This window comes from Salmonella sp. SAL00672, assembly GCF_046552175.1.
Lineage (GTDB): Bacteria > Pseudomonadota > Gammaproteobacteria > Enterobacterales > Enterobacteriaceae > Salmonella > Salmonella enterica.
Window position 1 is genome coordinate 21,617 of record NZ_JBGDUQ010000012.1, and the last position, 23,515, is coordinate 45,131.

At 51.6% G+C, this 23,515-nt stretch carries 25 protein-coding genes; 9 read left to right on the forward strand and 16 right to left on the reverse strand.

Going from position 1 to position 23,515, the window contains the following annotated elements:
* Window positions 1-14: 14 nt before the first annotated feature.
* The 4 genes from artI to artJ all read left to right on the forward strand — a co-directional run bounded on the left by artI (window position 15) and on the right by artJ (window position 3,105).
* The gene (gene artI, locus ACLJTG_RS20740; RefSeq protein ID WP_079951269.1) at window positions 15-746 is read left to right on the forward strand and encodes an arginine ABC transporter substrate-binding protein ArtI; all 732 of its coding nucleotides are present in this window, start codon (window positions 15-17) and stop codon (window positions 744-746) included.
* Between the two features lie 6 nt (window positions 747-752).
* Window positions 753-1,469 carry an arginine ABC transporter permease ArtQ gene (gene artQ, locus ACLJTG_RS20745; protein WP_001001677.1) on the forward strand — a complete coding sequence of 239 codons (717 nt, stop codon included), beginning with the start codon at window positions 753-755 and terminating at the stop codon, window positions 1,467-1,469.
* Window positions 1,469-2,137 (forward strand): arginine ABC transporter permease ArtM, encoded by a 669-nt coding sequence (artM, locus tag ACLJTG_RS20750; RefSeq protein ID WP_000895396.1) that lies wholly within the window; start codon window positions 1,469-1,471, stop codon window positions 2,135-2,137. Before artQ ends, artM begins: the two co-directional genes overlap by 1 nt.
* 236 nt (window positions 2,138-2,373) lie before the next feature.
* A complete protein-coding gene (artJ, locus tag ACLJTG_RS20755; RefSeq protein WP_000737538.1) occupies window positions 2,374-3,105 on the forward strand; it encodes an arginine ABC transporter substrate-binding protein ArtJ in 732 nt (243 codons plus the stop codon).
* 218 nt (window positions 3,106-3,323) lie between these two features.
* Here artJ and ACLJTG_RS20760 read toward each other — a convergent pair whose 3' ends face one another.
* From ACLJTG_RS20760 to ACLJTG_RS20820, 13 genes are all read right to left on the reverse strand, one after another.
* A complete protein-coding gene (locus ACLJTG_RS20760) occupies window positions 3,324-4,811 on the reverse strand; it encodes a sulfatase-like hydrolase/transferase (protein WP_198898381.1) in 1,488 nt (495 codons plus the stop codon).
* Between the two features lie 9 nt (window positions 4,812-4,820).
* Window positions 4,821-5,141 (reverse strand): PTS sugar transporter subunit IIB, encoded by a 321-nt coding sequence (locus tag ACLJTG_RS20765; protein ID WP_000655399.1) that lies wholly within the window; start codon window positions 5,139-5,141, stop codon window positions 4,821-4,823.
* 29 nt (window positions 5,142-5,170) lie between these two features.
* Window positions 5,171-6,514 carry a PTS sugar transporter subunit IIC gene (locus tag ACLJTG_RS20770; protein ID WP_000399323.1) on the reverse strand — a complete coding sequence of 448 codons (1,344 nt, stop codon included), beginning with the start codon at window positions 6,512-6,514 and terminating at the stop codon, window positions 5,171-5,173.
* 282 nt (window positions 6,515-6,796) lie between these two features.
* Complete coding sequence (gene rlmC / locus ACLJTG_RS20775) at window positions 6,797-7,927, reverse strand: 23S rRNA (uracil(747)-C(5))-methyltransferase RlmC (protein WP_023254896.1); 1,131 nt, start codon at window positions 7,925-7,927, stop codon at window positions 6,797-6,799.
* A gap of 42 nt (window positions 7,928-7,969) precedes the next feature.
* The gene (locus ACLJTG_RS20780; RefSeq protein WP_001668047.1) at window positions 7,970-8,443 is read right to left on the reverse strand and encodes a YbjO family protein; all 474 of its coding nucleotides are present in this window, start codon (window positions 8,441-8,443) and stop codon (window positions 7,970-7,972) included.
* Between the two features lie 73 nt (window positions 8,444-8,516).
* The gene (potI, locus tag ACLJTG_RS20785) at window positions 8,517-9,362 is read right to left on the reverse strand and encodes a putrescine ABC transporter permease PotI (RefSeq protein ID WP_001061627.1); all 846 of its coding nucleotides are present in this window, start codon (window positions 9,360-9,362) and stop codon (window positions 8,517-8,519) included.
* Window positions 9,359-10,312, reverse strand: a complete 954-nt coding sequence (gene potH / locus ACLJTG_RS20790; RefSeq protein ID WP_000105453.1) for a putrescine ABC transporter permease PotH — start codon at window positions 10,310-10,312, stop codon at window positions 9,359-9,361. Before potH ends, potI begins: the two co-directional genes overlap by 4 nt.
* A gap of 9 nt (window positions 10,313-10,321) precedes the next feature.
* The gene (gene potG / locus ACLJTG_RS20795; RefSeq protein WP_001000698.1) at window positions 10,322-11,455 is read right to left on the reverse strand and encodes a putrescine ABC transporter ATP-binding subunit PotG; all 1,134 of its coding nucleotides are present in this window, start codon (window positions 11,453-11,455) and stop codon (window positions 10,322-10,324) included.
* An 87-nt stretch (window positions 11,456-11,542) separates the two neighbouring features.
* Window positions 11,543-12,655, reverse strand: a complete 1,113-nt coding sequence (gene potF, locus ACLJTG_RS20800; protein WP_000125764.1) for a spermidine/putrescine ABC transporter substrate-binding protein PotF — start codon at window positions 12,653-12,655, stop codon at window positions 11,543-11,545.
* Window positions 12,656-13,003: 348 nt separating this feature from the next.
* Window positions 13,004-13,480 carry a YbjN domain-containing protein gene (locus ACLJTG_RS20805; RefSeq protein ID WP_000624810.1) on the reverse strand — a complete coding sequence of 159 codons (477 nt, stop codon included), beginning with the start codon at window positions 13,478-13,480 and terminating at the stop codon, window positions 13,004-13,006.
* A 95-nt stretch (window positions 13,481-13,575) separates the two neighbouring features.
* Complete coding sequence (rimK, locus tag ACLJTG_RS20810; protein WP_000684361.1) at window positions 13,576-14,478, reverse strand: 30S ribosomal protein S6--L-glutamate ligase; 903 nt, start codon at window positions 14,476-14,478, stop codon at window positions 13,576-13,578.
* Window positions 14,479-14,535: 57 nt separating this feature from the next.
* Window positions 14,536-15,258, reverse strand: a complete 723-nt coding sequence (nfsA, locus tag ACLJTG_RS20815) for a nitroreductase NfsA (RefSeq protein ID WP_000075300.1) — start codon at window positions 15,256-15,258, stop codon at window positions 14,536-14,538.
* A complete protein-coding gene (locus tag ACLJTG_RS20820; protein WP_001259137.1) occupies window positions 15,242-15,532 on the reverse strand; it encodes a YbjC family protein in 291 nt (96 codons plus the stop codon). The genes nfsA and ACLJTG_RS20820 overlap by 17 nt, the downstream gene beginning before the upstream one ends.
* Window positions 15,533-15,701: 169 nt before the next feature.
* Between ACLJTG_RS20820 and ACLJTG_RS20825 the strand changes: the two genes are divergently transcribed.
* Complete coding sequence (locus tag ACLJTG_RS20825) at window positions 15,702-15,965, forward strand: GrxA family glutaredoxin (protein ID WP_000495513.1); 264 nt, start codon at window positions 15,702-15,704, stop codon at window positions 15,963-15,965.
* Between the two features lie 31 nt (window positions 15,966-15,996).
* On the opposite strand, the gene ACLJTG_RS20830 is transcribed toward ACLJTG_RS20825, so the two are convergent.
* The gene (locus tag ACLJTG_RS20830; protein ID WP_000680850.1) at window positions 15,997-16,374 is read right to left on the reverse strand and encodes an inner membrane protein YbjM; all 378 of its coding nucleotides are present in this window, start codon (window positions 16,372-16,374) and stop codon (window positions 15,997-15,999) included.
* Window positions 16,375-16,644: 270 nt separating this feature from the next.
* Here ACLJTG_RS20830 and ACLJTG_RS20835 point away from each other — a divergent pair, with 270 nt between their 5' ends.
* Window positions 16,645-18,330, forward strand: a complete 1,686-nt coding sequence (locus tag ACLJTG_RS20835) for an aspartate:alanine antiporter (RefSeq protein ID WP_001024853.1) — start codon at window positions 16,645-16,647, stop codon at window positions 18,328-18,330.
* A 116-nt stretch (window positions 18,331-18,446) separates the two neighbouring features.
* Here ACLJTG_RS20835 and ACLJTG_RS20840 read toward each other — a convergent pair whose 3' ends face one another.
* Window positions 18,447-19,067, reverse strand: a complete 621-nt coding sequence (locus ACLJTG_RS20840) for a TetR/AcrR family transcriptional regulator (protein ID WP_000661873.1) — start codon at window positions 19,065-19,067, stop codon at window positions 18,447-18,449.
* A 167-nt stretch (window positions 19,068-19,234) separates the two neighbouring features.
* Between ACLJTG_RS20840 and ACLJTG_RS20845 the strand changes: the two genes are divergently transcribed.
* Window positions 19,235-20,446, forward strand: a complete 1,212-nt coding sequence (locus ACLJTG_RS20845) for an MFS transporter (protein ID WP_000217422.1) — start codon at window positions 19,235-19,237, stop codon at window positions 20,444-20,446.
* A complete protein-coding gene (locus tag ACLJTG_RS20850) occupies window positions 20,443-21,258 on the forward strand; it encodes a Cof-type HAD-IIB family hydrolase (protein WP_079951272.1) in 816 nt (271 codons plus the stop codon). Before ACLJTG_RS20845 ends, ACLJTG_RS20850 begins: the two co-directional genes overlap by 4 nt.
* A gap of 53 nt (window positions 21,259-21,311) precedes the next feature.
* Here ACLJTG_RS20850 and ACLJTG_RS20855 read toward each other — a convergent pair whose 3' ends face one another.
* Complete coding sequence (locus ACLJTG_RS20855) at window positions 21,312-22,544, reverse strand: MFS transporter (RefSeq protein WP_001181284.1); 1,233 nt, start codon at window positions 22,542-22,544, stop codon at window positions 21,312-21,314.
* A gap of 300 nt (window positions 22,545-22,844) precedes the next feature.
* Here ACLJTG_RS20855 and ybjG point away from each other — a divergent pair, with 300 nt between their 5' ends.
* Complete coding sequence (ybjG, locus tag ACLJTG_RS20860) at window positions 22,845-23,453, forward strand: undecaprenyl-diphosphate phosphatase (protein WP_023181381.1); 609 nt, start codon at window positions 22,845-22,847, stop codon at window positions 23,451-23,453.
* The last annotated feature ends 62 nt before the right edge of the window (window positions 23,454-23,515 follow it).

Below are 23,515 nucleotides of genomic sequence, written 5' to 3' on the forward strand. Positions count from 1 at the left end.
TCGGGACAATGACAATGAAAAAAGTTCTGATTGCCGCGCTAATTGCAGGCTTTAGCCTTTCCGCTACAGCAGCCCAGACCATTCGTTTTGCGACCGAAGCGTCCTATCCGCCGTTCGAATCGATGGATGCTAATAACAAGATTGTCGGCTTTGACGTCGACCTGGCCAACGCGCTATGTAAAGAGATCAACGCCTCCTGTACCTTTACCAATCAGGCGTTCGACAGCCTGATCCCCAGCCTGAAATTCCGCCGCTTCGACGCTGTAATGGCGGGAATGGATATCACGCCGGAACGTGAAAAGCAGGTGCTGTTTACCACGCCATATTACGACAACTCCGCGCTGTTCGTGGGTCAGCAGGGCAAATACACCAGCGTTGATCAACTGAAAGGCAAGAAAGTCGGCGTACAGAACGGTACGACGCACCAGAAATTCATCATGGATAAGCATCCGGAAATCACCACCGTACCGTATGACAGCTATCAGAACGCGAAGCTGGATCTACAAAATGGCCGTATCGACGCTGTTTTCGGCGACACGGCGGTCGTGACCGAATGGCTGAAAGCCAATCCTAAGCTGGCGCCGGTCGGCGATAAAGTCACCGATAAAGATTATTTCGGCACCGGCCTGGGTATCGCGGTACGTCAGGGCAACACCGAGCTGCAGCAGAAATTCAATACTGCGCTGGAAAAAGTGAAGAAAGATGGGACTTACGAGACCATCTATAACAAATGGTTCCAGAAGTAATCTTTGATGAACGAATTTTTTCCTTTAGCAAGCGCCGCCGGGATGACCGTCGGCCTTGCCGTCTGCGCGTTGATCATTGGCCTCGCGTTAGCCATGTTCTTTGCCGTCTGGGAGTCCGTAAAATGGCGCCCGATTGCCTGGATAGGCTCCGCGCTGGTCACTATTTTGCGCGGCCTGCCGGAAATTCTGGTGGTGCTGTTTATCTATTTCGGCTCCTCGCAACTCCTGCTTACGCTGTCTGACGGGTTTACCCTCCATCTCGGCTTTACGCAGATCCCGGTGCAAATGGAGATTGAGAACTTTGACGTCAGTCCGTTCCTGTGCGGCGTGATTGCGTTGTCCCTGCTGTATGCGGCCTATGCGTCGCAGACGCTACGCGGCGCGCTGAAAGCCGTTCCGTCTGGTCAGTGGGAGTCGGGTCAGGCACTGGGATTATCAAAGACGGCGATTTTTTTCCGTCTGGTGATGCCGCAGATGTGGCGTCACGCCCTGCCAGGGCTGGGTAATCAGTGGCTGGTGTTGCTAAAAGATACGGCTCTGGTCAGCCTTATCAGCGTTAACGATCTGATGTTGCAGACCAAAAGTATTGCCACACGCACCCAGGAACCGTTTAACTGGTACATTATTGCGGCGGCTATTTACCTGGTCATTACGCTGATCAGTCAGTACATTCTCAAACGCATAGACCTGCGCGCGACACGTTTTGAGCGGAGGCCGGACTAATGCTTGAGTATTTACCTGAACTGCTAAAAGGGCTACACACCAGCCTGACGCTGACCGTGGCTTCTATTGCCGTCGCTTTGGTGCTGGCGTTAGTTTTTACCATCATCCTGACGCTAAAAACGCCGTTCGTGGTGTGGCTGGTGCGCGGCTATATCACGTTGTTTACCGGTACGCCGTTGTTGGTGCAAATTTTCCTGATCTACTACGGACCCGGTCAATTCCCGACACTGCAAGAGTATCCGCTACTCTGGCATCTACTGTCTGAACCGTGGCTGTGCGCACTGATCGCGTTGTCGCTAAACAGCGCCGCTTATACCACGCAGCTATTTTATGGCGCGATTCGCGCGATTCCGGAAGGTCAGTGGCAGTCCTGCGGCGCGCTGGGGATGAGTAAGAAAGATACGCTGGCGATTTTGTTGCCCTATGCGTTTAAACGCGCCCTCTCCTCCTATTCTAATGAGGTGGTACTGGTCTTCAAAAGTACCTCGCTGGCCTATACCATCACCTTGATGGAAGTCATGGGGTACAGTCAGTTGCTCTATGGTCGTACCTACGATGTGGTGGTATTTGGCGCGGCAGGCGTAATTTACCTAGTCGTCAACGGTCTATTGACGCTGATGATGCGTTTGATTGAGCGTAAAGCCCTGGCGTTTGAGCGGCGCAATTAACCCGGCAGGATAAGGCATTCTCGCCGCCGTTCGACAATGATCAGATGGCGCTGCGCTTATCAAACCTACGATGCATAATTTTGAATAAATCTGACGGACAAGTGGTTAACTTGTCCGTCTTTTTTTATCCATTTCAAAATATTTAATCATTTTTATTGCATACAAATTCAATTAATGGCATTGTAAATCTATGCCGCAGACACGGCGCATAATCATAAGATTACGGGAGTGACATCATGAAAAAGTTAGTTCTGGCTGCATTACTCGCCTCTTTCGCCACTGGCAGCATCGCCGCTGAAAAAATCAATTTCGGGGTTTCCGCCACCTATCCCCCGTTTGAATCCCTGGATGCGAGTAATAAAATTGTGGGCTTCGATATCGATCTGGCAACCGCATTATGTAAGCAAATGCAGGCAGAATGTACTTTTACCAATCATGCTTTCGATAGTCTTATCCCGGCGCTGAAATTCAGAAAATATGATGCCGTCATTTCCGGAATGGACATTACCCCGGAGCGCAGTAAGCAGGTCGCCTTTAGCAATCCCTATTATGCGAACTCCGCGCTGGTGATTGCCAAAAAAGACACCTATAAAACCTTTACCGATCTAAAAGGTAAGCGTATCGGTATGGAAAATGGCACCACGCATCAAAAATATCTCCAGGATAAACATCCGGAGGTCAAAACCGTGGCCTACGACAGCTACCAGAATGCGATTATCGACCTGAAAAATGGCCGTATTGACGGCGTCTTTGGCGATACCGCAGTGGTCAATGAGTGGCTGAAAACGAATCCGCAACTGGGTCCGGCAACAGAGAAAGTGACCGATCCGCAATACTTCGGTACCGGACTTGGCATCGCGGTGCGCCCGGACAATAAGGCGTTGCTGGAAAAACTGAATAATGCGCTGGCCGCCATTAAAGCGGACGGCACTTATCAGAAAATCAGCGATCAGTGGTTCCCGCAGTAAGACGTATGTGATTAGCCCACCGTGTTGCGAAATGGCAGTATAAATACCTTATTCAGCCCACGGGCCGCCATCGGAAACTATCCAGGCCTGATAAGCGCAGCGCCATTGAGCATTCTACAGTTTGTCATCAGTCTCAAACGCCTGCATCAACAGGCGATTCGGACTAATACTTGCCGGGTGACGCTAACGCGCACCCGGCTTACAACATTGTTACGTTTTTAGACAACATCCAGACCCAGACGGCGATACTGCTCCGCCGGAGCATCATTTTCTTTCATCAAACGGATAAGTAAGTTGATCATCCTTGCTTCGATGGCCTCATCATGAATAGGATGTTGCTGCTGCGGATCGTCTCTGAGATCAAACAAGAGATGACCAAAGCTATTCACACCTTTATATTTTTCCCTGGCCGGAATACGTAATACCTGAAGCCCTTTAGTAAAGTTAAACGGAGGTGCCAGAGATAATTTTCCCAGTTCATCCACGTCATAACGCGCATTCATCTTGATCGGCATTAACGTGTAGTTCGCAATGTCATGCTCACGCCCCGGCTGCGCGGCCCGCATATAAACATAGCGTCCGTCGGTAACATTAACATGTCCGCTAAACACGCCAAACAGCGCGCCTTCCCTGACGGGTTCATCACTGGCAATGACTTTCGCCAGCGGTTGGCCCTGCATATCTGCGGGAATAGGTTGCTGAAAATAATCCAGTAGCGTTGGCGCCCAGTCAATCATCTGCACCAGCGACTGCCGTCGCGCTCCGCATACCGCGCTGCGCGGGTCCCAGATAAACAGCGGGTTATTCGCCACCTCGTTATAATAGGGCATTTGATTTTTAGCCCACCAACCGTGCTCCCCCAGCAAGAAGCCGTGATCGGTACCGACAATCAGCATCGTATCGCGCCAGAGATCGTGTTCATCCATCAGATCAAGGATACGTCCCAGATTGCGGTCGCACATGGAAACCAGGGCCCGATAACGACAGCGAATATGCGCTATCGCCTCCTCGCTTTCACTGACTTTGCCGCGCGGCCAGTCATAATGCGGGCCTTGCCACTCATCGTCATAGAGCGATAAATATTCCTCGGTGGTATAAAACGGCTCATGCGGATCGAACGTCTCAACCTGCAATAACCAGTTATCTTCGGCATGATTTTTATGGATAAAATCGTACCCGGCGTCAAAAACTTTCGTCTGGGGAAAATCGGCTTCCTGCTGGATGTATTCGCGGTTCGCCCAGTCATGACGCCATAGCCCGGAAACGCCGCCTCCGGTTTGTTTTTGTGGAACGCGCAGTACTTCCGGAATGGGCGGCTCGCCAACGCTCGCCTTCCAGTGATCGCCCTCCTGACCGCGTACTACGTCCCAGGAGCTATAGCGGTTATGGTAGTTACCGCCGCCGTCTTCCCAGTAATGCAGATGATCGCTGATAAGATGGGTGTAGATCCCCGCTTTTTTCAATAATTCCGGCATGGAATCATCAAAGGGTTCCAGCGGCCCCCACTCACGATGCAGGAAATTATAGCGCCCGGTGTGCAGTTCCCGACGGGCTGGCATACAGGGCATACTGCCGACATAACTATTGTCAAAGGTGGCGGCATGTGCCGCCAGGCGTTGAAAGTTAGGCGCTTTCGTTAGCAAATCACCATAGGGCGGCAAATAGTTTTTATTCAGACTGTCAAACAGCAGAATAATCGCTTTCATGACTCACCCTCATTTGTTGAGCAGGTGCGGAAAATTTTTCTCTACCACATCGTAAATCTGTTTGCCTATTGATTCGCCATCCATGATATTTTCAATGGGAATGAGATATTGTCCGTGTTTAGGATCGAGGCTAACAACATCAAGCAATTTTTTCGAAATCGCATAAATATCTGCCCAGTCGGTAAATCCACCGACCTCTCCCGCTGCCGTATGCTCCATATCAAAAGAGAAGTCATATTTTGCTAACGCTTTTTTAACAACAGTCTGTAACATTACGCTACTGCCTACACCATAACCGCATACGAATAAAATATTTACAGAATCTTTCATAATAAAATCCTTTATATAAACCGAATCAATTAAATGGAATAAGGACCAAGATGGAACGTTGAAGCAATAAATTTCAGTAATTCACAAATTGCAGGCCACAGAGTCGCCCAGTCAAATATTCCCGTCCAGCCCACACCTTCTTTTGCCAGCCCGGTTAAAGGAATGGCCCATACCGTACCGAAAGTCTGAATAATCCCTAACAGGAAAGTACAAATAATAACGGAACGATATCCCCCCATTCGGTTGGCTAATACGCCGATGGGACCGCCGGAAAAGAAGAGCGGAACAAAACCAGGCAATACCATAATAGGGCTATGGATGAGCAGCAGAATGCCCATGGAAAAAATCGTGCCGAAGGTACAAAAGACGAATCCCAGCGTGGCCGCGTTCGGCGAAAAAGGTAATAAAGCAGCAACATCCACAGCCGGTATGGCGTTAGGAATAAAACGATCCTGCCATCCTTTAAACGAACCGTTAATTTCGCCTACCATCATCCGCACGCCCTGCAGCAAGATGACCATATACATAGAGAATTGCAGGCCCAGATTGATAATATAGATATACCAGGGTTTGCCTTTCGCCATTAACTGTACGTTATCGATCCCTGTCGCCAATAGAAAACCGCCAACGAAGAGCGTCATCACAATGGCGATTGCCGTCACGTTGTGGTTAAAAATGGCTAACCAACCGGGAAGTTTCAGGTTTTCGGCGTCATGCTTTTCCGGATCGCCGAATTTATGCGCGAATTTCGAGAAAAACCACAGTCCCAGCATCTGGTTATGCGCAATGGTAAAACCGGCGTTATTGGTCACTTTGGCGATGGGTTTAACAATAAGCGTAGTTGAAAACGCCCAAAAGACCCCGGTCAATACCCCGGCAATTACAATGGATTGTACCCAACCGAACCCCAGCCAGAAGACGATTAACCATAGTACTGCCTGTGAATGAGAGACCCCGGTATTACCGGTAAGAAATATACCTTTTGCGCCGGTATAACGGCCAAATAAAACTAATAACAGGTTAGTAAAAAACGCCAGTACAAAAACGTATCCTACATAGCCGAAATTATCGCCCAGCGCTATTTGCGTCGCGGCTTTCATGGCGTATGAATCCATTAAGTATCCATGCACGCCATAAGCCTTGCTGACTGCCTCTGCAACCGGTTTAAAAGTGGCTGAAAATTGAAAGCCGCCAAATAACACCATCATCAAACCGACCATCGCGCTGATCATACCGGTGATAATTTTTATAGGCGTCTTTTTATCCAGCGCATAGCCAACACCGACTAATATCCCAATTAATATTGCCGGTTCAGTTAAAAACGTTTGAATAACATCTATAAATTTGGCAAACATCGTCTGAACGCCCTCCATAAGCGTGCCTATTCGTTGTCATGATTGACCCCTTTACTGACGTTACGTATTGCTTCGCTGATGCTATTGAAAGTTACCCGATAAACCACCTTGTCTGATTTTGCCTTACACGCACTGTAATAATCAAAAGTAGTCATTAAAAGATTTAAAGTGATTATTTGTGATTTGATTTGCAAAAATAGGGTAATATATAAATACAACCAATTGAATTAAATAATCAATTGATTGTATTTATTATTTTTATGAAATAGTTAAGGGATAAAAATAAATATTGTGAATAGATTATATTGACCTGCGCAGTAACGTTAAAACCTCATAATGCGCGGTATGCGGGAACATATCGAAAAGCTGAACACGTTGAATACGGTAGTTCGGCAGATGACGAATATCCTGCGCCATCGTCTGCGCGTTACAGCTCGAATAAATGATAAAACGCGGCGCCATTTGTGCAAGGTAATCGCACAACGGCTTGCCAATGCCGCGGCGGGGAGGATTCACCAACACCAGGTCGGGCGTTTCGCCTTGTGCGGTGGCGAATTGGGTGGAATCCAGCGCCTGGAAATGAAGGCGGGTCAATCCCAGCTCGGCAGCGGATTGCTTCGCGCAGGCAATCGCCTCCGGCGCGATCTCAATACCGGTTAATTGCATCTGCGGCGTCGCGCAGTGCAGGCCGAATCCGCCCACTCCGCAAAAAAGATCCCACATATGGCGTACCGGCAGTTGCCCTACCCAGTCGCGCGCCGTTGCATATAATCGGCTGGCGACCGTAGGGTTGGTCTGAAAGAAACTTTGCGGACGAATCCACAGCGGCACATCGTTAAAACGTTCCGCCAGCGCCTGCTGATCCGTCAGGTAGATTTCCGTCTCCCCTTCCATAATCGCCATATGTACCGGCTGGATATTCGCGGTGATCACTCTGAGCTGCGGCAGTTGCGCGCGCAGCCACGGTAACGCCGCGCGCAGTTGCGTAAGTTTGGTTTCTGAACGCAACACGAAGCGTAGCATCATACCGCCATCGAACTGACTTTCCGTCAGCAACAGGTATTTCAGTTCGCCGCGTTTTCGCGCCACGTTATAAGGCGTGAGTCCGGCACGGGCAATAAAAGGTTTTAGCGCGCTGAATACGGGGGCAAAGGAGGCGGGATACAGCGGGCAACCGCAAAGATCGACCGGCGTACCGTCGCGATGCAGCATCCCGAAGAGCGGTTTTTCTACACTACCGCTCACGACCATTTTCGCTTTGTTGCGGAAATGCTGTTCCGGGCCTCCAGTCGGCGCGCACCACTGTTCAACAGGCAGCCCGGCGAGCAAACGATGTAAATCGGCTGTTTTTGCGGAAAGTTGTTCGTTAACCGACTGCGTAATCCATTGACAGGAACGGCAGCGACCCGCGTCATAGAGTGCGCACTGCATACCAAAAAACCTTCATATTATCCGGGGCGACGATTATACACATTATTGCAGCCGGAAGAACCGACGGCTGGGAGCGGGAATAAACAGCAGAAACAGAATTAAAAGATCGGGGAGTTTTTGCATGACCAGGGAATGCAGGATATCACGCTTCGATTCTCCCGCGATGCTAAACAACTCCGGATACCCGTAGCCTAACGACGCCGCCCACAGATATCCGCTCACAATAATTTGTGTCGCCAGGTACACCCAGCGCGCCCAGCTACGGCCTTTCACCAGCGAAAACGCACAATAAATTTCAATAAAGACCAGCACTAAGCTGGCCAGAAAGACCAGGGTTAAGCTCCACGTCTGCACGCTGCGATGAATAAACTCGCCCATCCCGCGTATGCCGAGGGTATTCATAATCATCAGCACATCGAGACCGCGAATCAAAATAATCGCCATAGCCGCAACCTGCACCAGCGTAGGCACATTTAAACGGGCATGTGATGAGGTTGATTGCTTTATAAATCCCAATGAATGTCTTCCCTGAAAATGATGCCGCGACTCGCGCGGCAACGCATTGCCATAGTGGAAGATTTTAGTGGCTTCAGCCGCGTCTTGCACGCTGGATATCGCGAATCCGCTGTTTTTCCGCTCGCGCCATCAGGTACCAGGCAATAAATCCGATGATTCCTACCACGCCGAGGATTAACGTCGCCAGCGCGTTGATTTCCGGGTTCACACCCATGCGCACGCTGGAGAAAACCAGCATCGGTAGCGTGGTGGCACCGGGACCGGAAACGAAGCTGGCAATCACCAGATCGTCAAGGGAAAGCGTAAAGGCCAACAGCCAGCCCGAGATCACCGCTGGCATGATCATCGGTAACGTAATGACGAAAAAGACCTTCAACGGCGCCGCGCCAAGATCCATCGCCGCCTCTTCAATCGAACGATCCAGTTCGCGTAATCGCGAAGCGATCACCACTGCCACATAGGCGGTACAGAAAGTGACGTGCGCCAACCAGATGGTCAGCATCCCGCGATCGGAGGGCCAGCCGATAGCATGACCGAGCGCGACAAACAGCAGCAGCAGCGACAGCCCGGTAATCACATCCGGCATCACCAGCGGCGCGGTGATCATAAACGCAAAGCCGTTTGCGCCGCGAAATCGTCCAAATCGCACCATCACCACCGCAGCAATAGTACCGAGCACCACCGCCATCGTCGCCGCACAGGCGGCAATTGTCAGGCTTAGTCCCACTGCGCTCATCATGGCGGTATCCCGAAAGAGCTCGCCATACCAGCGCGTCGACCATCCCGCCCACACCGTCACCAGCTTCGAACTGTTAAACGAGTAAATCACCAACATTAACATCGGCGCATAGAGAAAAGTAAACCCCAGCACCAGAATCAGAATGCGCCAGGGCGAGCGAACGACCGGTAAGTTATTCATCCATGCTCCCCCACACTTTTTTGCTGATGTTTATGGAACCACATGATCGGTACTATCAGCAGCAGCAACATAATAATGGCGACCGCAGAAGCCACCGGCCAGTCGCGGTTATTGAAAAACTCCTGCCACAGGACGCGACCAATCATGATACTGTCCGGCCCGCCAAGCAGTTCCGGGATCACAAACTCGCCCACCGCCGGGATAAAAACCAGCATCGAGCCGGCGATGATTCCGCCTTTGGTGAGCGGGACAATGATGCTAAAAAATGTTTTCAGCGGTCGGGCGCCGAGATCCAGCGACGCTTCCACCAGCGAATAATCAATACGCGTTAATGCGGTATAAATGGGCAGAACCATAAACGGCAGATACGCATAAACAATGCCGATATAGACGGCCAGGTTAGTGTGCAGGATCGTCAGCGGCTGATCGATAACCCCTAGCCACAGCAACACATTGTTCAGCACGCCGTTGTTTTTCAAAATGCCCATCCAGGCATAGACGCGTATTAAAAAAGACGTCCACGAGGGCAGGATCACCAACAGCAGCAGGATATTGCGCGTGGAGGGCTTGCTGTGCGCCACCGCCCACGCCAGCGGGTAGCCCAACAGCAGGCAGCAGATTGTGGAAATACCGGCAATTTGTAACGATTGCAGATAGGCTTCGAAATAGAGCGGATCGTCGGTCAGTTGCAAAAAATTGCCGAGGTTGAGCGTAATCGACAACTGACCGTCAGCCCATTCCAGCAGATCGGTATACGGCGGGATCGCCCGCGCCATTTCCGCCAGGCTTATCTTAAAGACGATAAGAAACGGCAGTAAAAACAGCAGAATGAGCCAAATATAGGGCAAAGCAATAACCAGCTTACGCCCATGTTTCATTTGCATTCGCGCCAACCATAGCGCCGCGCCGCCAGGTTTACTGATGCGTGCCGGAGGTTCAAGTGTGCTCATGTTTCCCCCTTATACCGTCAGGACCACGCAGCTATCCGCTTCCCAGCACAAACGCACTTCATCGCCCCAGGTCGGTAACCCTTTCCGGTAACGGTGCGCATTCTGCAGTTGAGCGCTGATCATCTGCCCGCTTTTTAGCCGCACATGATAAATAGACAGATCGCCGAGATACGCAATATGCGCCACTTCGCCGACGGCGAAATTATAGCCATCGGCAGGCGGCGACTCACACAGCATGATTTTTTCCGGACGTAGCGCCACATATACCGGCACATTATCAACGACAGAGGCATCCGCATCGACTTTTAACGGATGAACCAAACCGGGCGCGTCAATGACCAGACCGTCCTCTTCACGCGCTTTCAGTAAGCCCTCAAAAACATTTACCGATCCGATAAATTCGGCGCTATAGCGGGTCGTCGGATGCTCGTAAATCTCCTCCGGTTCGCCAATTTGCACAAATTTTCCACGGTTCATGATGGCAATGCGCCCCGCCATCGTCATCGCTTCTTCCTGATCGTGCGTCACCATGACGCAGGTCACGCCGACGCGCTCAAGGATATCCACCACTTCAAGCTGCATCCGGTCGCGTAATTTTTTATCCAGCGCGCCCATCGGTTCATCCAACAAGAGCAGTTTAGGACGTTTCGCCAGGCTGCGCGCCAGGGCCACGCGCTGGCGCTGACCGCCGGAAAGCTGATGCGGCTTACGTTTTGCAAACTCCTGCATGTGCACCAGACCCAGCATCTCATTGACGCGGCTGGTAATCTCCGCCTTCGGCAGTTTGTCCTGCTTCAGACCAAAAGCGATGTTCTGCTCTACCGTCATATGCGGAAACAACGCATAGGACTGAAACATCATATTAATCGGACGCTGATACGGCGGAACATGCGCCAGATCGACGCCGTCGAGCATAATTTGCCCGCTGCTCGGCGGTTCAAAACCTGCCAGCATCCGTAGCAGAGTCGATTTTCCACAACCTGACGCGCCCAGCAGGGCAAAAATCTCGCCTTTATAGATAGTCAGACTGACATCATCGACAGCATGTTGCCCGTCGAATGACTTCGTCAGGTTGCGAATTTCCAGAAGCGGCGTCAGCGCTTTACGGGTTTTCACCTGCGGGCGGTGGGGGACATCATTCACAAGGCGCTCTCCGGCATAACACAATCAAACGATACAAACGGTGGAATGCCCGATAGCGCACGCTTATCAGGCCATACCGTTAATAAATTACTTACCGCTTTTCACCTTCGTCCATGCGCGGGTGCGGACGCGATCGATCTTCGGCTCCTGCACTTTCAGGGTAAACAACTTGGCCCGCACATCCGCCGGCGGATAAATTCCCGGGTTATCGCGCACCTGCTGGCTGACCAGCGCCGTCGCCTCTTTATTCGCATTGGCGTAGAAAACGTGATCGGAAATATGGGCAATCACATCAGGGCGCAGCAGATAATTAAGGAACTGGTAGGCCTCGTCTTTATTTTTGGCGTCAGCCGGCATGGCAAACACATCAAAAAACGCCATTGCCCCCTCTTTGGGGATCGAGAAAGAGATATTGACGCCATTTTTCGCCTCTTTCGCCCGGTTAGCGGCCTGCCAGACATCGCCCGCCCAGCCAATGGCTACACAAGTATCGCCATTAGCCAGATCGTTAATGTATTGCGAGGAGTGGAAATAGCGAATGTTTGGCCGTAGCTTCAACAACAGATCGGTTGCCGGGCCGGTGTAGTCATCCGCTTTGCTGCTATTCGGATCTTTATCCAGATAGTTCAGCACAGTGGCAAAAATTTCTTCAGGCGCATCAAGGAAAGAGACACCGCAGCTTTTTAGCTTCTCCAGATTTTCCGGCTTGAGGACTAAATCCCAGCTATTCACTGGCGCATCATCCCCCAGCACCGCTTTCACTTTATCAACGTTATAGCCAATGCCCGTCGTGGCCCACATATAGGGCATGGCGTATTTGTTGTCAGGATCGTGCTTCGCTACCAGTTTCAGCAGTTCAGGATCGAGGTTTTTCCAGCCGGGAAGTTTGCTTTTATCCAGCGGCTGAAAAACGCCCGCGGTGAGCTGGCGCTCAAGAAAACTGGCCGATGGCACCACCAGATCGAACCCGGTGCTGCCTGCCATTAACTTGCCTTCCAGCACTTCGTTAGAGTCAAAGACATCATAGATAACGTTAATCCCGGTCTCTTTTTCAAAGTTCGCCACCGTGTCCGGCGCGATATAATCTGACCAGTTATAAATGTGCAGCGTTTTTTGTTCGGCAGCGAGCGTGCCGACAGAGACGACCATCAGAGCACCCGCAACCAGACCCGATAGCCATTTTTTCTTTAAGGCGGTCATCATCGCTTTCCTTCTGAAATCCGTTAACAAATGAACCCATTAGGCGTGGTTTAAAACATGCCTGAAATGTGCATACCTTTTCATTTGATACAAATGAAGAAGAGAGGTCGCCCTCCCTGCCATCAAGCTCGCTATAGAAGCTTCGCAAGAATAACTTTAGCTAAGGTTTGAGGCTATAGCCCAGATTAAAAAACGCCTTTTATCAATTTTTTATGCAGATTTTGTCTATGTGATAAAGCGAAATGGTCAGAAAGGAGGTGAATAATTCTTTAAATAAAGGTTAATAGCAGCATAAAAAAACGTAAACAGCAGCCGCGCTGGCAGCGACTGCCTGATTATCGGAAGGGATTAGTGAAGAAAATGGTCAACTGCGCTGGTTTTTTGCGCGTCTTCTTCCGCGTTAAACAGAAGCTGATGCGCCCCGGCCTCAAGGATCACCATAGAAATCTGCTCTTCACTTTGGCGAACAAACCATTCGAACTGTTCGTAGGTGACTCCTTGCATAACGGATAAAGACTGGCACACAACCAGTTTTGGTAGATTATCATCCTGCATATCGAGAAAGGCTTTTACCGTCAACGAACTGGCGTTGATAGCAGAGAGATCGGCCGCCAGCGGCAGCAACGCGGAAGGCCTGACCTCCGCCATCGCGGAAAAAAGAATGGTGTTGTCCACCAAATCGATTTTAGCATCGTAGACGCCGTCAAAATTCTGCATATGCGGCAAATGCAGCGCCTGGCAGGTATCACATTCGAAGAAATTCATGCCCAGGTCGTCGAGCCATTGACGCAACGTATCCAGAGTGGGAACGACCAGTGATATCATAATAATGTGCTACCTCTTACGATGACGATGAAAAATTACCGGCACAGCTTACGCAAAAAGCGTGCTTCGTACTACGGCGGAATCCACGATTGCGATTAGCCGCCGATTTTAAGGCAAAATTCAGGTGTAGCGTGACGTTCTATCCACTGAATCATTCGCCCCGCGATATCTACGCCCGTAGTCTTTTCGATACCTTCCAGTCCCGGCGAGGCATTCACCTCCATCACCAGCGGCCCGCGCGCGGCGCGTAAAATATCGACTCCCGCCACATCCAGCCCCAGCGTTTGTGCGGCTTTGATGGCGATATCCCGTTCACGAGGCGTGATCGTCGCGATGCTGGCCACCCCGCCACGATGAAGATTGGAGCGAAAATCACCGGCTTTCGCGCACCGCTCAATCGCCGCCACAACCTCATTGCCGACGACCAGACAACGAATATCGCATCCTTTAGCTTCGGCAATGTATTCCTGAACCAGGATATGGGCATTCAGCCCCCGAAACGCATCAATAACGCTTTCAGCAGCCTGACGCGTCTCCGCCAATACCACGCCGATCCCTTGCGTGCCTTCTACCAGCTTCACGACCAGCGGCGCCCCGCCAACCATCTTAATAAGATCGCTGGTATCATCCGGCGAATGGGCGATCCCGGTAATGGGGAGATCGATCCCCTGGCGCGCCAGAAGTTGTAGCGATCGCAGCTTATCGCGCGCGCGGGTAATAGCGACGGATTCATTCAGCGGATAGCTACCCAGTAGCTCAAACTGACGTAGCGCAGCGGTACCATAAAAGGTAATGGCCGAACCAATACGGGGAATAACGGCGTCAAAATGGGGCAGACGACGCCCCTTGTAATGGATCGACGACGCAGCCGGATTAATATTCATATAGCAGGAAAGAGGATCGAGTATCTCGACCAGATGGCCGCGCCGCATCGCCGCTTCGCGCAGACGTTTGCAAGAATAGAGCGTTCCATCCCTGGACAATATGGCAATTTTCACCCTGCACCTCGCTGAAAACCCTGAAAAGCCCGCGTATCATACACTGGCCCGCAGGTTTTAGCGCGTCGCCCAGCCCTGTTTATGCAAATATTCAAGGATAAATGGGCGATTTTCTTTAATCAGGGTGCGACGGATATGATCGCTCCAGGTATCGCGTCGCGTATTACTGCCGCGGGTCAGATAATACTCAGCCAACTGCTCGTCATAGCGCGCCAGCAGCTTTTCATCAAGCGGTTGATACTGGTTCTCATGAACCACAAGCTCGGCAGGCAGGCGCGGTTTCAGATCCGGATTATCCGCAGGCCATCCCAAACACAGGCCAAAGAGCGGCAATACATGCTTCGGCAATTTTAATAGTTCGGTAACAGACTCAATATTGTTACGGATGCCGCCGATATACACGCCGCCTAACCCCAGTGATTCCGCCGCCGTCAGCGCGTTTTGCCCCATCATCGCCGTATCGACGACACCGAGCAACAGTTGTTCGGCAAGCCCCAGCTGCGCGTCAGGACAGATCTGCAAATGACGATTAAAATCGGCGCAAAATACCCAGAACTCAGCGGCCTGCGCCACATGCTTTTGCCCGCCCGTCAGGGGCACTAACGCCTCGCGCAGCGCCCGATCGGTAATACGGATAATAGAGCTGCACTGTAAAAAACTGGAACTGGACGTGCTGCGCGCGGCGGCAATAATGGCCTCTCGCTGCGCGTCAGTCACGGGTTCATCGGTGAAATGGCGAATAGAACGATGGCCACAAAGAAGTTCAATGGTCGGACTCATTATGCTTTTCTCTATCTGAACGGGAAGAAATGTCGGGTGGACGTTTCATCAACTGCGGCGCCAGTAACTGCGCAATACGCCACATCATCGCCACCGCGGCGGGGAGGATCAACACGACGCCGAGGAAAACCATCAATACGCCAGCCAGCGGCGTATTGAACGGCGCGGGCAGCGTAAGGTAATGATTAAGCGATAGCAGAGCAAGCGCCAGCAAAATCATACCGAGGTATTCCAGTATCAGTACGCTTTTGGGTAACACGCCAATCGTGCGCATATCAAGCCTCCCGGTTAACTGACGCACAGTGTAGAACGTTCTGGTCCGGCGTGCTTAACAGATATAGCCCTGGGTTATCAAAGGAACAGGCGTAACCTGCTTTTCATCTGCCGTAAATCGCGGCATGATAACACCTGTTCGCCGTCTGGCTTTATGTTCGAGGAGAGATATGTTTACTGTTATTTTTGGCCGTCCAGGGTGCCCTTATTGCGTGCGTGCAAAAGAGTTGGCGGAAAAACTGAGCAAAGAACGCGACGATTTCAACTACCGCTATATTGATATCCATGCTGAAGGCATTACTAAAGCGGATTTGGAAAAAACCGTAGGTAAACCTGTAGAAACCGTACCGCAGATTTTTGTCGATCAAAAACATATCGGCGGCTGTACGGATTTTGAAGCATGGGCAAAAGAAAATCTGAATCTTTTCGCCTGATTGCTCTGGCAACGCCCTCTGACGGAGGGCGCTATCGGCGTTTTTTTCGCCGGTGGCTAAACAGGCTGCTAATAAACAAATAGCAGAGCGCGCCTAACGCACACCAGAATACGGCGCTAAATAACCACGCCAGTTCTTGCCAAAACGATCGGGTAGGCATAAATACCACGCGCATTAACACCAGGCAAAACGGCGCCGCCAGCATCGCCCCGATCAGCGGTCGGATCACCTCGCGTCGGTGAGAACAAAAACTGGCCACCGCACCAGGCAACGTAAAAAATAACAGTCCAATCTCAGGATGCCCTGCCGCGCGAAAAGCGCCTTGTACATGCATAGTTAATGAAAGACATACCACAATAAAGAGTACAAAGCAGCAGACAACGCTTGCCCACCCGTGTTTATGTTTCAATCGTTCCTCCTGACACTCTCTATCGAACACGCTTTCCGCCGTGAGGCATCCAGTCAGATAAAGTCATGTGGCATTCCATGCCAAAAACACACCTGCACGATTCTTATAGCCGTTAGTACGCAATAAGATTAAACTAGCAGGATATATTGTTGTGTTGTTTTTATTTGGATGCTGTATGCAATACGATTGCACCCTTAATTCATGATAAAAACAGTAGCGTAAATTACCATTTCTTTCAACAGCTTACTCGTAAACAAGAAGTTAGTCTCCGTGAATATAAACGTCGCAGATTTGTTAAATGGGAATTACATCCTGTTATTATTTGTGGTCCTGGCTCTTGGCCTGTGTCTTGGCAAGTTACGTCTGGGTTCAGTCCAACTTGGTAATTCCATTGGCGTTTTAGTGGTCTCTCTATTATTAGGGCAGCAACACTTTAGTATTAACACCGACGCGCTAAATCTGGGATTTATGCTGTTTATTTTTTGTGTCGGCGTCGAGGCTGGCCCCAACTTTTTTTCGATTTTTTTTCGCGACGGTAAAAATTATCTGATGCTTGCCCTGGTCATGGTCGGTAGCGCTCTGCTAATCGCCTTAGGCCTTGGTAAGCTATTCGGCTGGGATATCGGCCTGACGGCCGGTATGCTGGCCGGCTCAATGACATCCACGCCCGTGCTGGTTGGCGCAGGCGATACCCTGCGACATTCCGGCATCGCCAGCACCCAACTCTCCTCCGCTCTTGATAATCTGAGCCTGGGTTATGCCCTGACCTATCTGATTGGGTTGGTCAGTCTGATCGTGGGCGCGCGTTACTTGCCTAAACTACAGCATCAGGATTTGCAAACCAGCGCCCAGCAAATTGCTCGCGAGCGCGGTCTGGATACCGATGCTAATCGCAAGGTTTATTTGCCGGTTATCCGCGCCTATCGGGTTGGCCCGGAACTGGTGGCCTGGACTGACGGTAAAAACCTGCGCGAGCTGGGTATTTACCGCCAGACAGGCTGCTATATCGAACGTATTCGCCGTAACGGTATTCTGGCGAACCCGGATGGCGATGCGGTGCTGCAAATGGGCGATGAGATTGCGCTGGTCGGCTATCCGGACGCGCACGCCAGGCTCGATCCCAGCTTCCGTAATGGTAAGGAAGTGTTTGATCGCGATCTGCTTGATATGCGCATCGTGACGGAAGAAATTGTGGTGAAAAACCACAATGCGGTCGGTCGCCGCCTCGCTCAGCTCAAGCTGACCGATCATGGCTGCTTCCTTAACCGCGTCATCCGCAGCCAAATCGAAATGCCTATCGACGATAACGTCGTGCTGAATAAAGGCGACGTGTTACAGGTGAGCGGCGACGCCAGACGCGTAAAAACCATCGCCGATCGCATTGGTTTTATTTCGATTCATAGTCAGGTGACGGACCTGCTTGCCTTCTGCGCTTTTTTTATCATCGGGTTAATGATCGGGATGATTACCTTCCAGTTCAGCAATTTTAGTTTCGGTATCGGCAACGCGGCCGGATTGCTGTTCGCCGGGATCATGCTCGGTTTCCTGCGCGCTAACCATCCTACCTTTGGTTATATTCCGCAGGGCGCGCTTAATATGGTGAAAGAATTCGGCTTGATGGTGTTTATGGCAGGCGTTGGTTTAAGCGCCGGCAGCGGTATCAGCAACGGTCTGGGCGCGGTCGGCGGACAAATGCTGATCGCCGGGCTTGTCGTCAGCCTGGTACCGGTGGTGATCTGCTTCTTGTTTGGCGCTTATGTGCTGCGCATGAACCGGGCGCTGCTGTTCGGTGCCATGATGGGCGCGCGTACCTGCGCCCCGGCGATGGAAATCATTAGCGATACGGCGCGCAGTAATATTCCAGCGCTGGGTTATGCGGGGACTTACGCCATCGCCAACGTTCTGCTCACGCTGGCGGGGACGCTTATTGTCATCATCTGGCCGGGGTTAGGATAAAACTGAAGTTTGCCTTTAAGTGAAAAAATTTTGCCAATAGGTCGAACTTTTCGTTAAAGCATCAGTCATACCTATTGCCACTGCTTTTCTTTGATGTCCCCATTTTGTGGAGCCCATCAACCCCGCCATTTCGGTTCAAGGTTGGTGGGTTTTTTGTTGCCTGACGCAGAGTGACACGACATTGACTCTCCGGCGATTCGCTTTACCATCTGTAAAATCGCTTCACGCGCCAGCGGCGTTCGATCCGTTACAAAATGCAGCGTCATCCCCTCGATAAACGCATCCAGCGCGCGGGCGGTCTGCGCGTCAAACCACTGCGCCAGCGTATTCTGGCTACGCTGCATCCAGTTTTGCATGACTATTTTTAACGCTGGCTTATCGCTGGCATAGGCATATAACTGATACATTAACGCCATATTATCCGGCGTCGTAACCTGCGAGCCGTAAATCATTTCCGTTATCGCCTGGCACGCCCCCTCCGCATCCGTCACCTGCGCAAAAAAGTCCTGGTATTGACGCGACATGTTCTCGGTGAAAAGTGTAAAAGCTTCACTCAATAACGCATCCATACCGGCAAAATAGTAGGTCATCGAGCCAAGCGGCACCTGAGCGATAGCGGCGATTTTCCGGTGCGTCACGGCATGAACGCCATAGGTCTTTACCGCTTCCAGTGTGGCCTGAATTATTTTTTCCCGTCGCTTAGGATCATTGGCGCGTCTTACGGCATTTTCTTTCATGATGAGTTCCACATCTCATTCAGGATGCAGGCGATAGTAGCCTGCCGCTTACGCTGAAAAAACAGACAGCAAAAACTGTCTGCACAACGAAGTATGACGACGATATGTACAAATGTACACAAGCTTGCTAATGTTTACCTCTCGCTTCTATTTTCTGGCCTGACGCTATGACCGTCCTCTCCTCACGTAACGCCTTAAAACGCCGTACCTGGGCGCTGTTTATGTTCTTCTTTTTACCCGGACTGCTGATGGCCTCCTGGGCAACCCGAACGCCTGCTATTCGGGATATTCTTTCCGTCTCTACCGCGGAAATGGGGGCGGTCTTATTCGGGCTTTCTATCGGTTCAATGAGCGGTATTCTTTGTTCCGCCTGGCTGGTGAAACGATTTGGCACCCGGAAGGTTATTCGCACGACGATGACCTGCGCAGTAGGCGGGATGGTTATTCTTAGCGTCGCGCTGTGGTGCGCCTCGCCGCTGATTTTTGCCCTTGGATTAGCCGTTTTCGGCGCCAGTTTTGGCGCCGCCGAAGTGGCGATTAATGTCGAAGGCGCGGCGGTCGAACGCGAGCTGAATAAAACCGTTCTGCCGATGATGCATGGTTTTTACAGTTTCGGCACGCTGGCGGGCGCTGGTGTCGGCATGGCGTTAACCGCATTAAGCGTCCCGGCTAACATCCATATCATCCTCGCGGCTGCCGTGGCGATCGCGCCCATTTTCATCGCCATTCGGGCGATCCCTGACGGTACGGGTAAAAACGCATCGGAAGATTCTCACCTTCAGAAAAAAGGATTACCTTTTTATCGGGACATCCAGCTTTTGCTTATTGGCGTGGTGGTGCTGGCAATGGCATTCGCCGAAGGATCTGCGAATGACTGGCTACCGCTACTGATGGTAGACGGACACGGTTTTAGCCCAACCTCCGGCTCTCTGATCTACGCCGGTTTCACGCTTGGTATGACCGTTGGCCGCTTTACCGGCGGCTGGTTTATTGACCGCTATAGCCGGGTGACGGTTGTTCGCGCCAGCGCGTTGATGGGAGCGTTGGGCATTGGCCTGATTATTTTTGTCGATAGCGACTGGGTTGCCGGCGTCTCGGTCATTCTTTGGGGCTTGGGCGCTTCGCTCGGCTTCCCGCTGACCATTTCCGCCGCCAGCGATACCGGTCCCGACGCGCCGACGCGTGTGAGCGTTGTCGCCACGACCGGCTATCTGGCGTTTTTGGTCGGGCCGCCGCTGTTGGGCTATCTGGGAGAGCACTATGGATTACGCAGCGCCATGATGGTTGTGCTGGCGCTGGTTATTCTGGCGGCGCTGGTGGCGAAGGCCGTCGCCAAACCTGTATCGACTCCGCAACCGGTGATGGAGCATAACGCATGAGTATTAAATTAATCGCCGTCGACATGGACGGCACGTTTCTGAGCGATCAAAAAACCTATAACCGTGACCGGTTTATGGCGCAGTACCAACAAATGAAGCGGCAAGGCATTCGCTTTGTCGTGGCCAGCGGCAACCAGTATTACCAGTTAATCTCGTTCTTTCCGGAAATTGCGCACGAAATCGCTTTTGTCGCGGAAAACGGCGGCTGGGTGGTCAGCGAAGGAGAGGATATTTTTAACGGCGAGCTGACAAAAGCCGACTTCCAGACGGTTGTCGAACACCTGCTCACACGCGCCGATGTGGAGATCATCGCCTGTGGAAAAAACAGCGCCTACACGCTGAAACGCTACGACGATGCGTTAAAAGCCGTTGCGGCAATGTATTATCATCGTCTGGAGTTTGTGGATAATTTTAATAATATCAACGATGTCTTTTTCAAATTCGGCCTTAATATTACCGATGAACGGATACCGGAAGTACAGGCGGCGCTGCACGACGCCATTGGCGATATCATGGTCCCCGTTCATACCGGCTATGGCAGTATTGATTTAATAATTCCCGGCGTGCATAAAGCCAACGGCCTGCGTCTGTTACAGCAGCGCTGGGGCATTCATGATAGTGAAGTGGTGGTATTCGGCGACGGCGGCAACGATATTGAGATGCTGCGTCAGGCCGGGTTTAGTTTTGCCATGTCGCACGCCAGCGAAGCGGTCGTGGCGGCGGCGAAATACCGCGCCGGATCGAACAATCAGGAAGGCGTGCTGGATATCATCGACAGCGTATTAAACAACGAGCCGCCGTTCAACGTCTAGCGGATGCCTCTCTACGCCTGATAACAGAAAGCTTATCAGGCGTAGCCGCTCTCTCAGACTGTTTGCAAATTCCCCGTCCGCTTATCTTTTAAGAAGACCAGCATCAGCAGTAGCCAAAGAATACCGTTTGCCAGATTAAACAGGCTAAATAGCCCATTGCCGCCACTTAACCAGGCGTGTTTACTGACTTCAATGCCAACGGTAAAAATCAGCATTTGTAGCATTCCCATCGCCGCCGAGACCGTTCCTTTACTCATATCGCTGGAAAAGAGCGTCAGACGCACCAGTCCGGCATTCGCCAGCCCAATGCCAAAAGCGTATACGCTTAATCCCGCCGTCATCCATAAATAAGCATGGGATGAAACCACCGTCGCCGCCGCGGCGATGATCAGCCCCGCGACGATAGGCCAGCCGCCCATCACGATCAGCGAGCGAACCGTACGTCGGGAGGTTAAACGCGCCAACACCAGATTACCGGCAATGAGCGCGCCAAAAACGGGCACCTGCAGCAGACCATATTCATAGCTGCTGAGCTGTTCGCCGCTAATGATGATAATCGGCGACTGCGCAATCCAGGCCAACAGCGGCAGGCTGACAAATCCCAGAGCTAACGCCCCTGCGACAAACCGCCGGTTTTTTATCACCAGCCGATAATCCCGGCCCAGCGCCTTAAATGACAGCGTTTCGCCCCGCCGCGTGGCGGTCTCCGGCATTGCGCGCTGTAGTCCGAAAAAGGCGATAGCGGCCAGTGCGGCAAATAAAATAAACATCCCCTCCCACGGCAGAACATGCACCCATGCCGCCCCAACCAGTGGTCCCAGTAGCGGCGCGATTAACGCCACGTTCGCCATCAGCGCGGTAATTTTTATACACACCGCTTCCTCAAAGGATTCCTGAATCGCGGCATACCCTACAGCGCCGATAAAACACAGGCTAATCCCTTGCAAAAAACGCAGGAAGGTAAATTGTTCGATGTTTTTCGCCAGTAACGTCGCCAGGCAGGTGACAATAAACCACACGACGCCCGCCAGCATCACGGGACGACGGCCAATCCGGTCAGACAACGGGCCAAGCAGCCACTGTAAGAACATACCGCCCGCCAGATAAGCGGTCATGGACGTCGGAACCCAGTCCAGGCCCGCCTGATACTGCTCAACCACCGCCAGCATACCCGGCTGGATCATGTCGTTGCCAATATAAGTAGAAAATTCGTACAGCACCAGACAGAGAGGAAAAAGCAGCGCCTGACGTCCCAGCCTGCCGCCTGATTGTAAACGATTCTGCATACCATCTCTTCGCCAATAAAAACCGCGCAGAGTGTAATGAAAGTCGGGGAACTGAGATAGCGAATTATGAGGCTGCAAGGGAAATAGCGCACATTTTTACAGAAAGCCGCTTAGCGCTTGCGTACTTTAAGGTTAATTTAAGTTTGCGGCGTTATTTTATGCCATTGTCTTAAATCTCTTCATGTTGCCGCCAAATAAGACAATACTGCTTTTCCTCCCTGTTACGCTGCATTTATGCTCAGTTTGCACGGGGATGAGCTGGCTATCCCTTTTGATTTCATTGCTCCGAGCCTGGATGTTATGCTGGAAAACCTTAACAACTCGCTGTTTTATTTTATTAACGCCACGCCTGATTCCGCGCAGTGGACGATTTCGCTCGCTATCTTTATCGCCAAAGATGTCATCAACATCGTCCCGCTCTTAGCCGTGGTACTCTGGCTGTGGGGTCCCCGCGATCGGGTCTGCGCCCAGCGTCAGCTGATCGTTAAAATCGGCATCGCGCTGATTATCAGTCTGGCGGTCTCCTGGACAATGGGACACCTTTTCCCGCACGACCGTCCGTTTGTCGATCATATCGGCTATAACTTCCTGCATCATGCCGCCGATGACTCGTTCCCCAGCGATCACGGTACGGTGATTTTTACCTTTGCGCTGGCGTTTTTGTTCTGGCACCGCCTCTGGTCAGGCATCGTGATGATGGCGATAGCCATGACCATCGCCTGGTCGCGCGTCTATCTCGGCGTACACTGGCCGTTAGATATGATTGGCGCGCTGCTGGTAGCGATGCTTGGCTGCCTGAGCGCACAGCTGATCTGGCAATGGTACGGCGCGCCGCTCTACCAGGCGCTGCAACGTTGTTACCGTTTCTGTTTCGCATTGCCCATTCGAAAAGGCTGGGTACGTGACTAAATAGCGAAAAAAAGAGTAATATTAAGCGCTCTGTATGGTGCGGAGCGCTTATTTAACTCTCC

What these genes read in the sequence shown, in the direction of transcription:
- artQ (WP_001001677.1), top strand. Translation starts at nt 753, where the DNA reads ATGAACGAATTTTTTCCTTTAGCAAGCGCCGCCGGGATGACCGTCGGC.
- potI (WP_001061627.1), bottom strand. Translation starts at nt 9,362, where the DNA reads ATGAATAACTTACCGGTCGTTCGCTCGCCCTGGCGCATTCTGATTCTG.
- ACLJTG_RS20765 (WP_000655399.1), bottom strand. Translation starts at nt 5,141, where the DNA reads ATGAAAGATTCTGTAAATATTTTATTCGTATGCGGTTATGGTGTAGGC.
- artJ (WP_000737538.1), top strand. Translation starts at nt 2,374, where the DNA reads ATGAAAAAGTTAGTTCTGGCTGCATTACTCGCCTCTTTCGCCACTGGC.
- ACLJTG_RS20760 (WP_198898381.1), bottom strand. Translation starts at nt 4,811, where the DNA reads ATGAAAGCGATTATTCTGCTGTTTGACAGTCTGAATAAAAACTATTTG.
- ACLJTG_RS20855 (WP_001181284.1), bottom strand. Translation starts at nt 22,544, where the DNA reads ATGCAGAATCGTTTACAATCAGGCGGCAGGCTGGGACGTCAGGCGCTG.
- ybjG (WP_023181381.1), top strand. Translation starts at nt 22,845, where the DNA reads ATGCTGGAAAACCTTAACAACTCGCTGTTTTATTTTATTAACGCCACG.
- rlmC (WP_023254896.1), bottom strand. Translation starts at nt 7,927, where the DNA reads ATGCAGTGCGCACTCTATGACGCGGGTCGCTGCCGTTCCTGTCAATGG.
- ACLJTG_RS20845 (WP_000217422.1), top strand. Translation starts at nt 19,235, where the DNA reads ATGACCGTCCTCTCCTCACGTAACGCCTTAAAACGCCGTACCTGGGCG.
- artI (WP_079951269.1), top strand. Translation starts at nt 15, where the DNA reads ATGAAAAAAGTTCTGATTGCCGCGCTAATTGCAGGCTTTAGCCTTTCC.
- ACLJTG_RS20820 (WP_001259137.1), bottom strand. Translation starts at nt 15,532, where the DNA reads ATGCGCACGATTGGCGTGTTACCCAAAAGCGTACTGATACTGGAATAC.
- ACLJTG_RS20840 (WP_000661873.1), bottom strand. Translation starts at nt 19,067, where the DNA reads ATGAAAGAAAATGCCGTAAGACGCGCCAATGATCCTAAGCGACGGGAA.
- potF (WP_000125764.1), bottom strand. Translation starts at nt 12,655, where the DNA reads ATGACCGCCTTAAAGAAAAAATGGCTATCGGGTCTGGTTGCGGGTGCT.
- nfsA (WP_000075300.1), bottom strand. Translation starts at nt 15,258, where the DNA reads ATGAGTCCGACCATTGAACTTCTTTGTGGCCATCGTTCTATTCGCCAT.
- ACLJTG_RS20850 (WP_079951272.1), top strand. Translation starts at nt 20,443, where the DNA reads ATGAGTATTAAATTAATCGCCGTCGACATGGACGGCACGTTTCTGAGC.
- potH (WP_000105453.1), bottom strand. Translation starts at nt 10,312, where the DNA reads ATGAGCACACTTGAACCTCCGGCACGCATCAGTAAACCTGGCGGCGCG.
- ACLJTG_RS20825 (WP_000495513.1), top strand. Translation starts at nt 15,702, where the DNA reads ATGTTTACTGTTATTTTTGGCCGTCCAGGGTGCCCTTATTGCGTGCGT.
- artM (WP_000895396.1), top strand. Translation starts at nt 1,469, where the DNA reads ATGCTTGAGTATTTACCTGAACTGCTAAAAGGGCTACACACCAGCCTG.
- ACLJTG_RS20805 (WP_000624810.1), bottom strand. Translation starts at nt 13,480, where the DNA reads ATGATATCACTGGTCGTTCCCACTCTGGATACGTTGCGTCAATGGCTC.
- ACLJTG_RS20770 (WP_000399323.1), bottom strand. Translation starts at nt 6,514, where the DNA reads ATGGAGGGCGTTCAGACGATGTTTGCCAAATTTATAGATGTTATTCAA.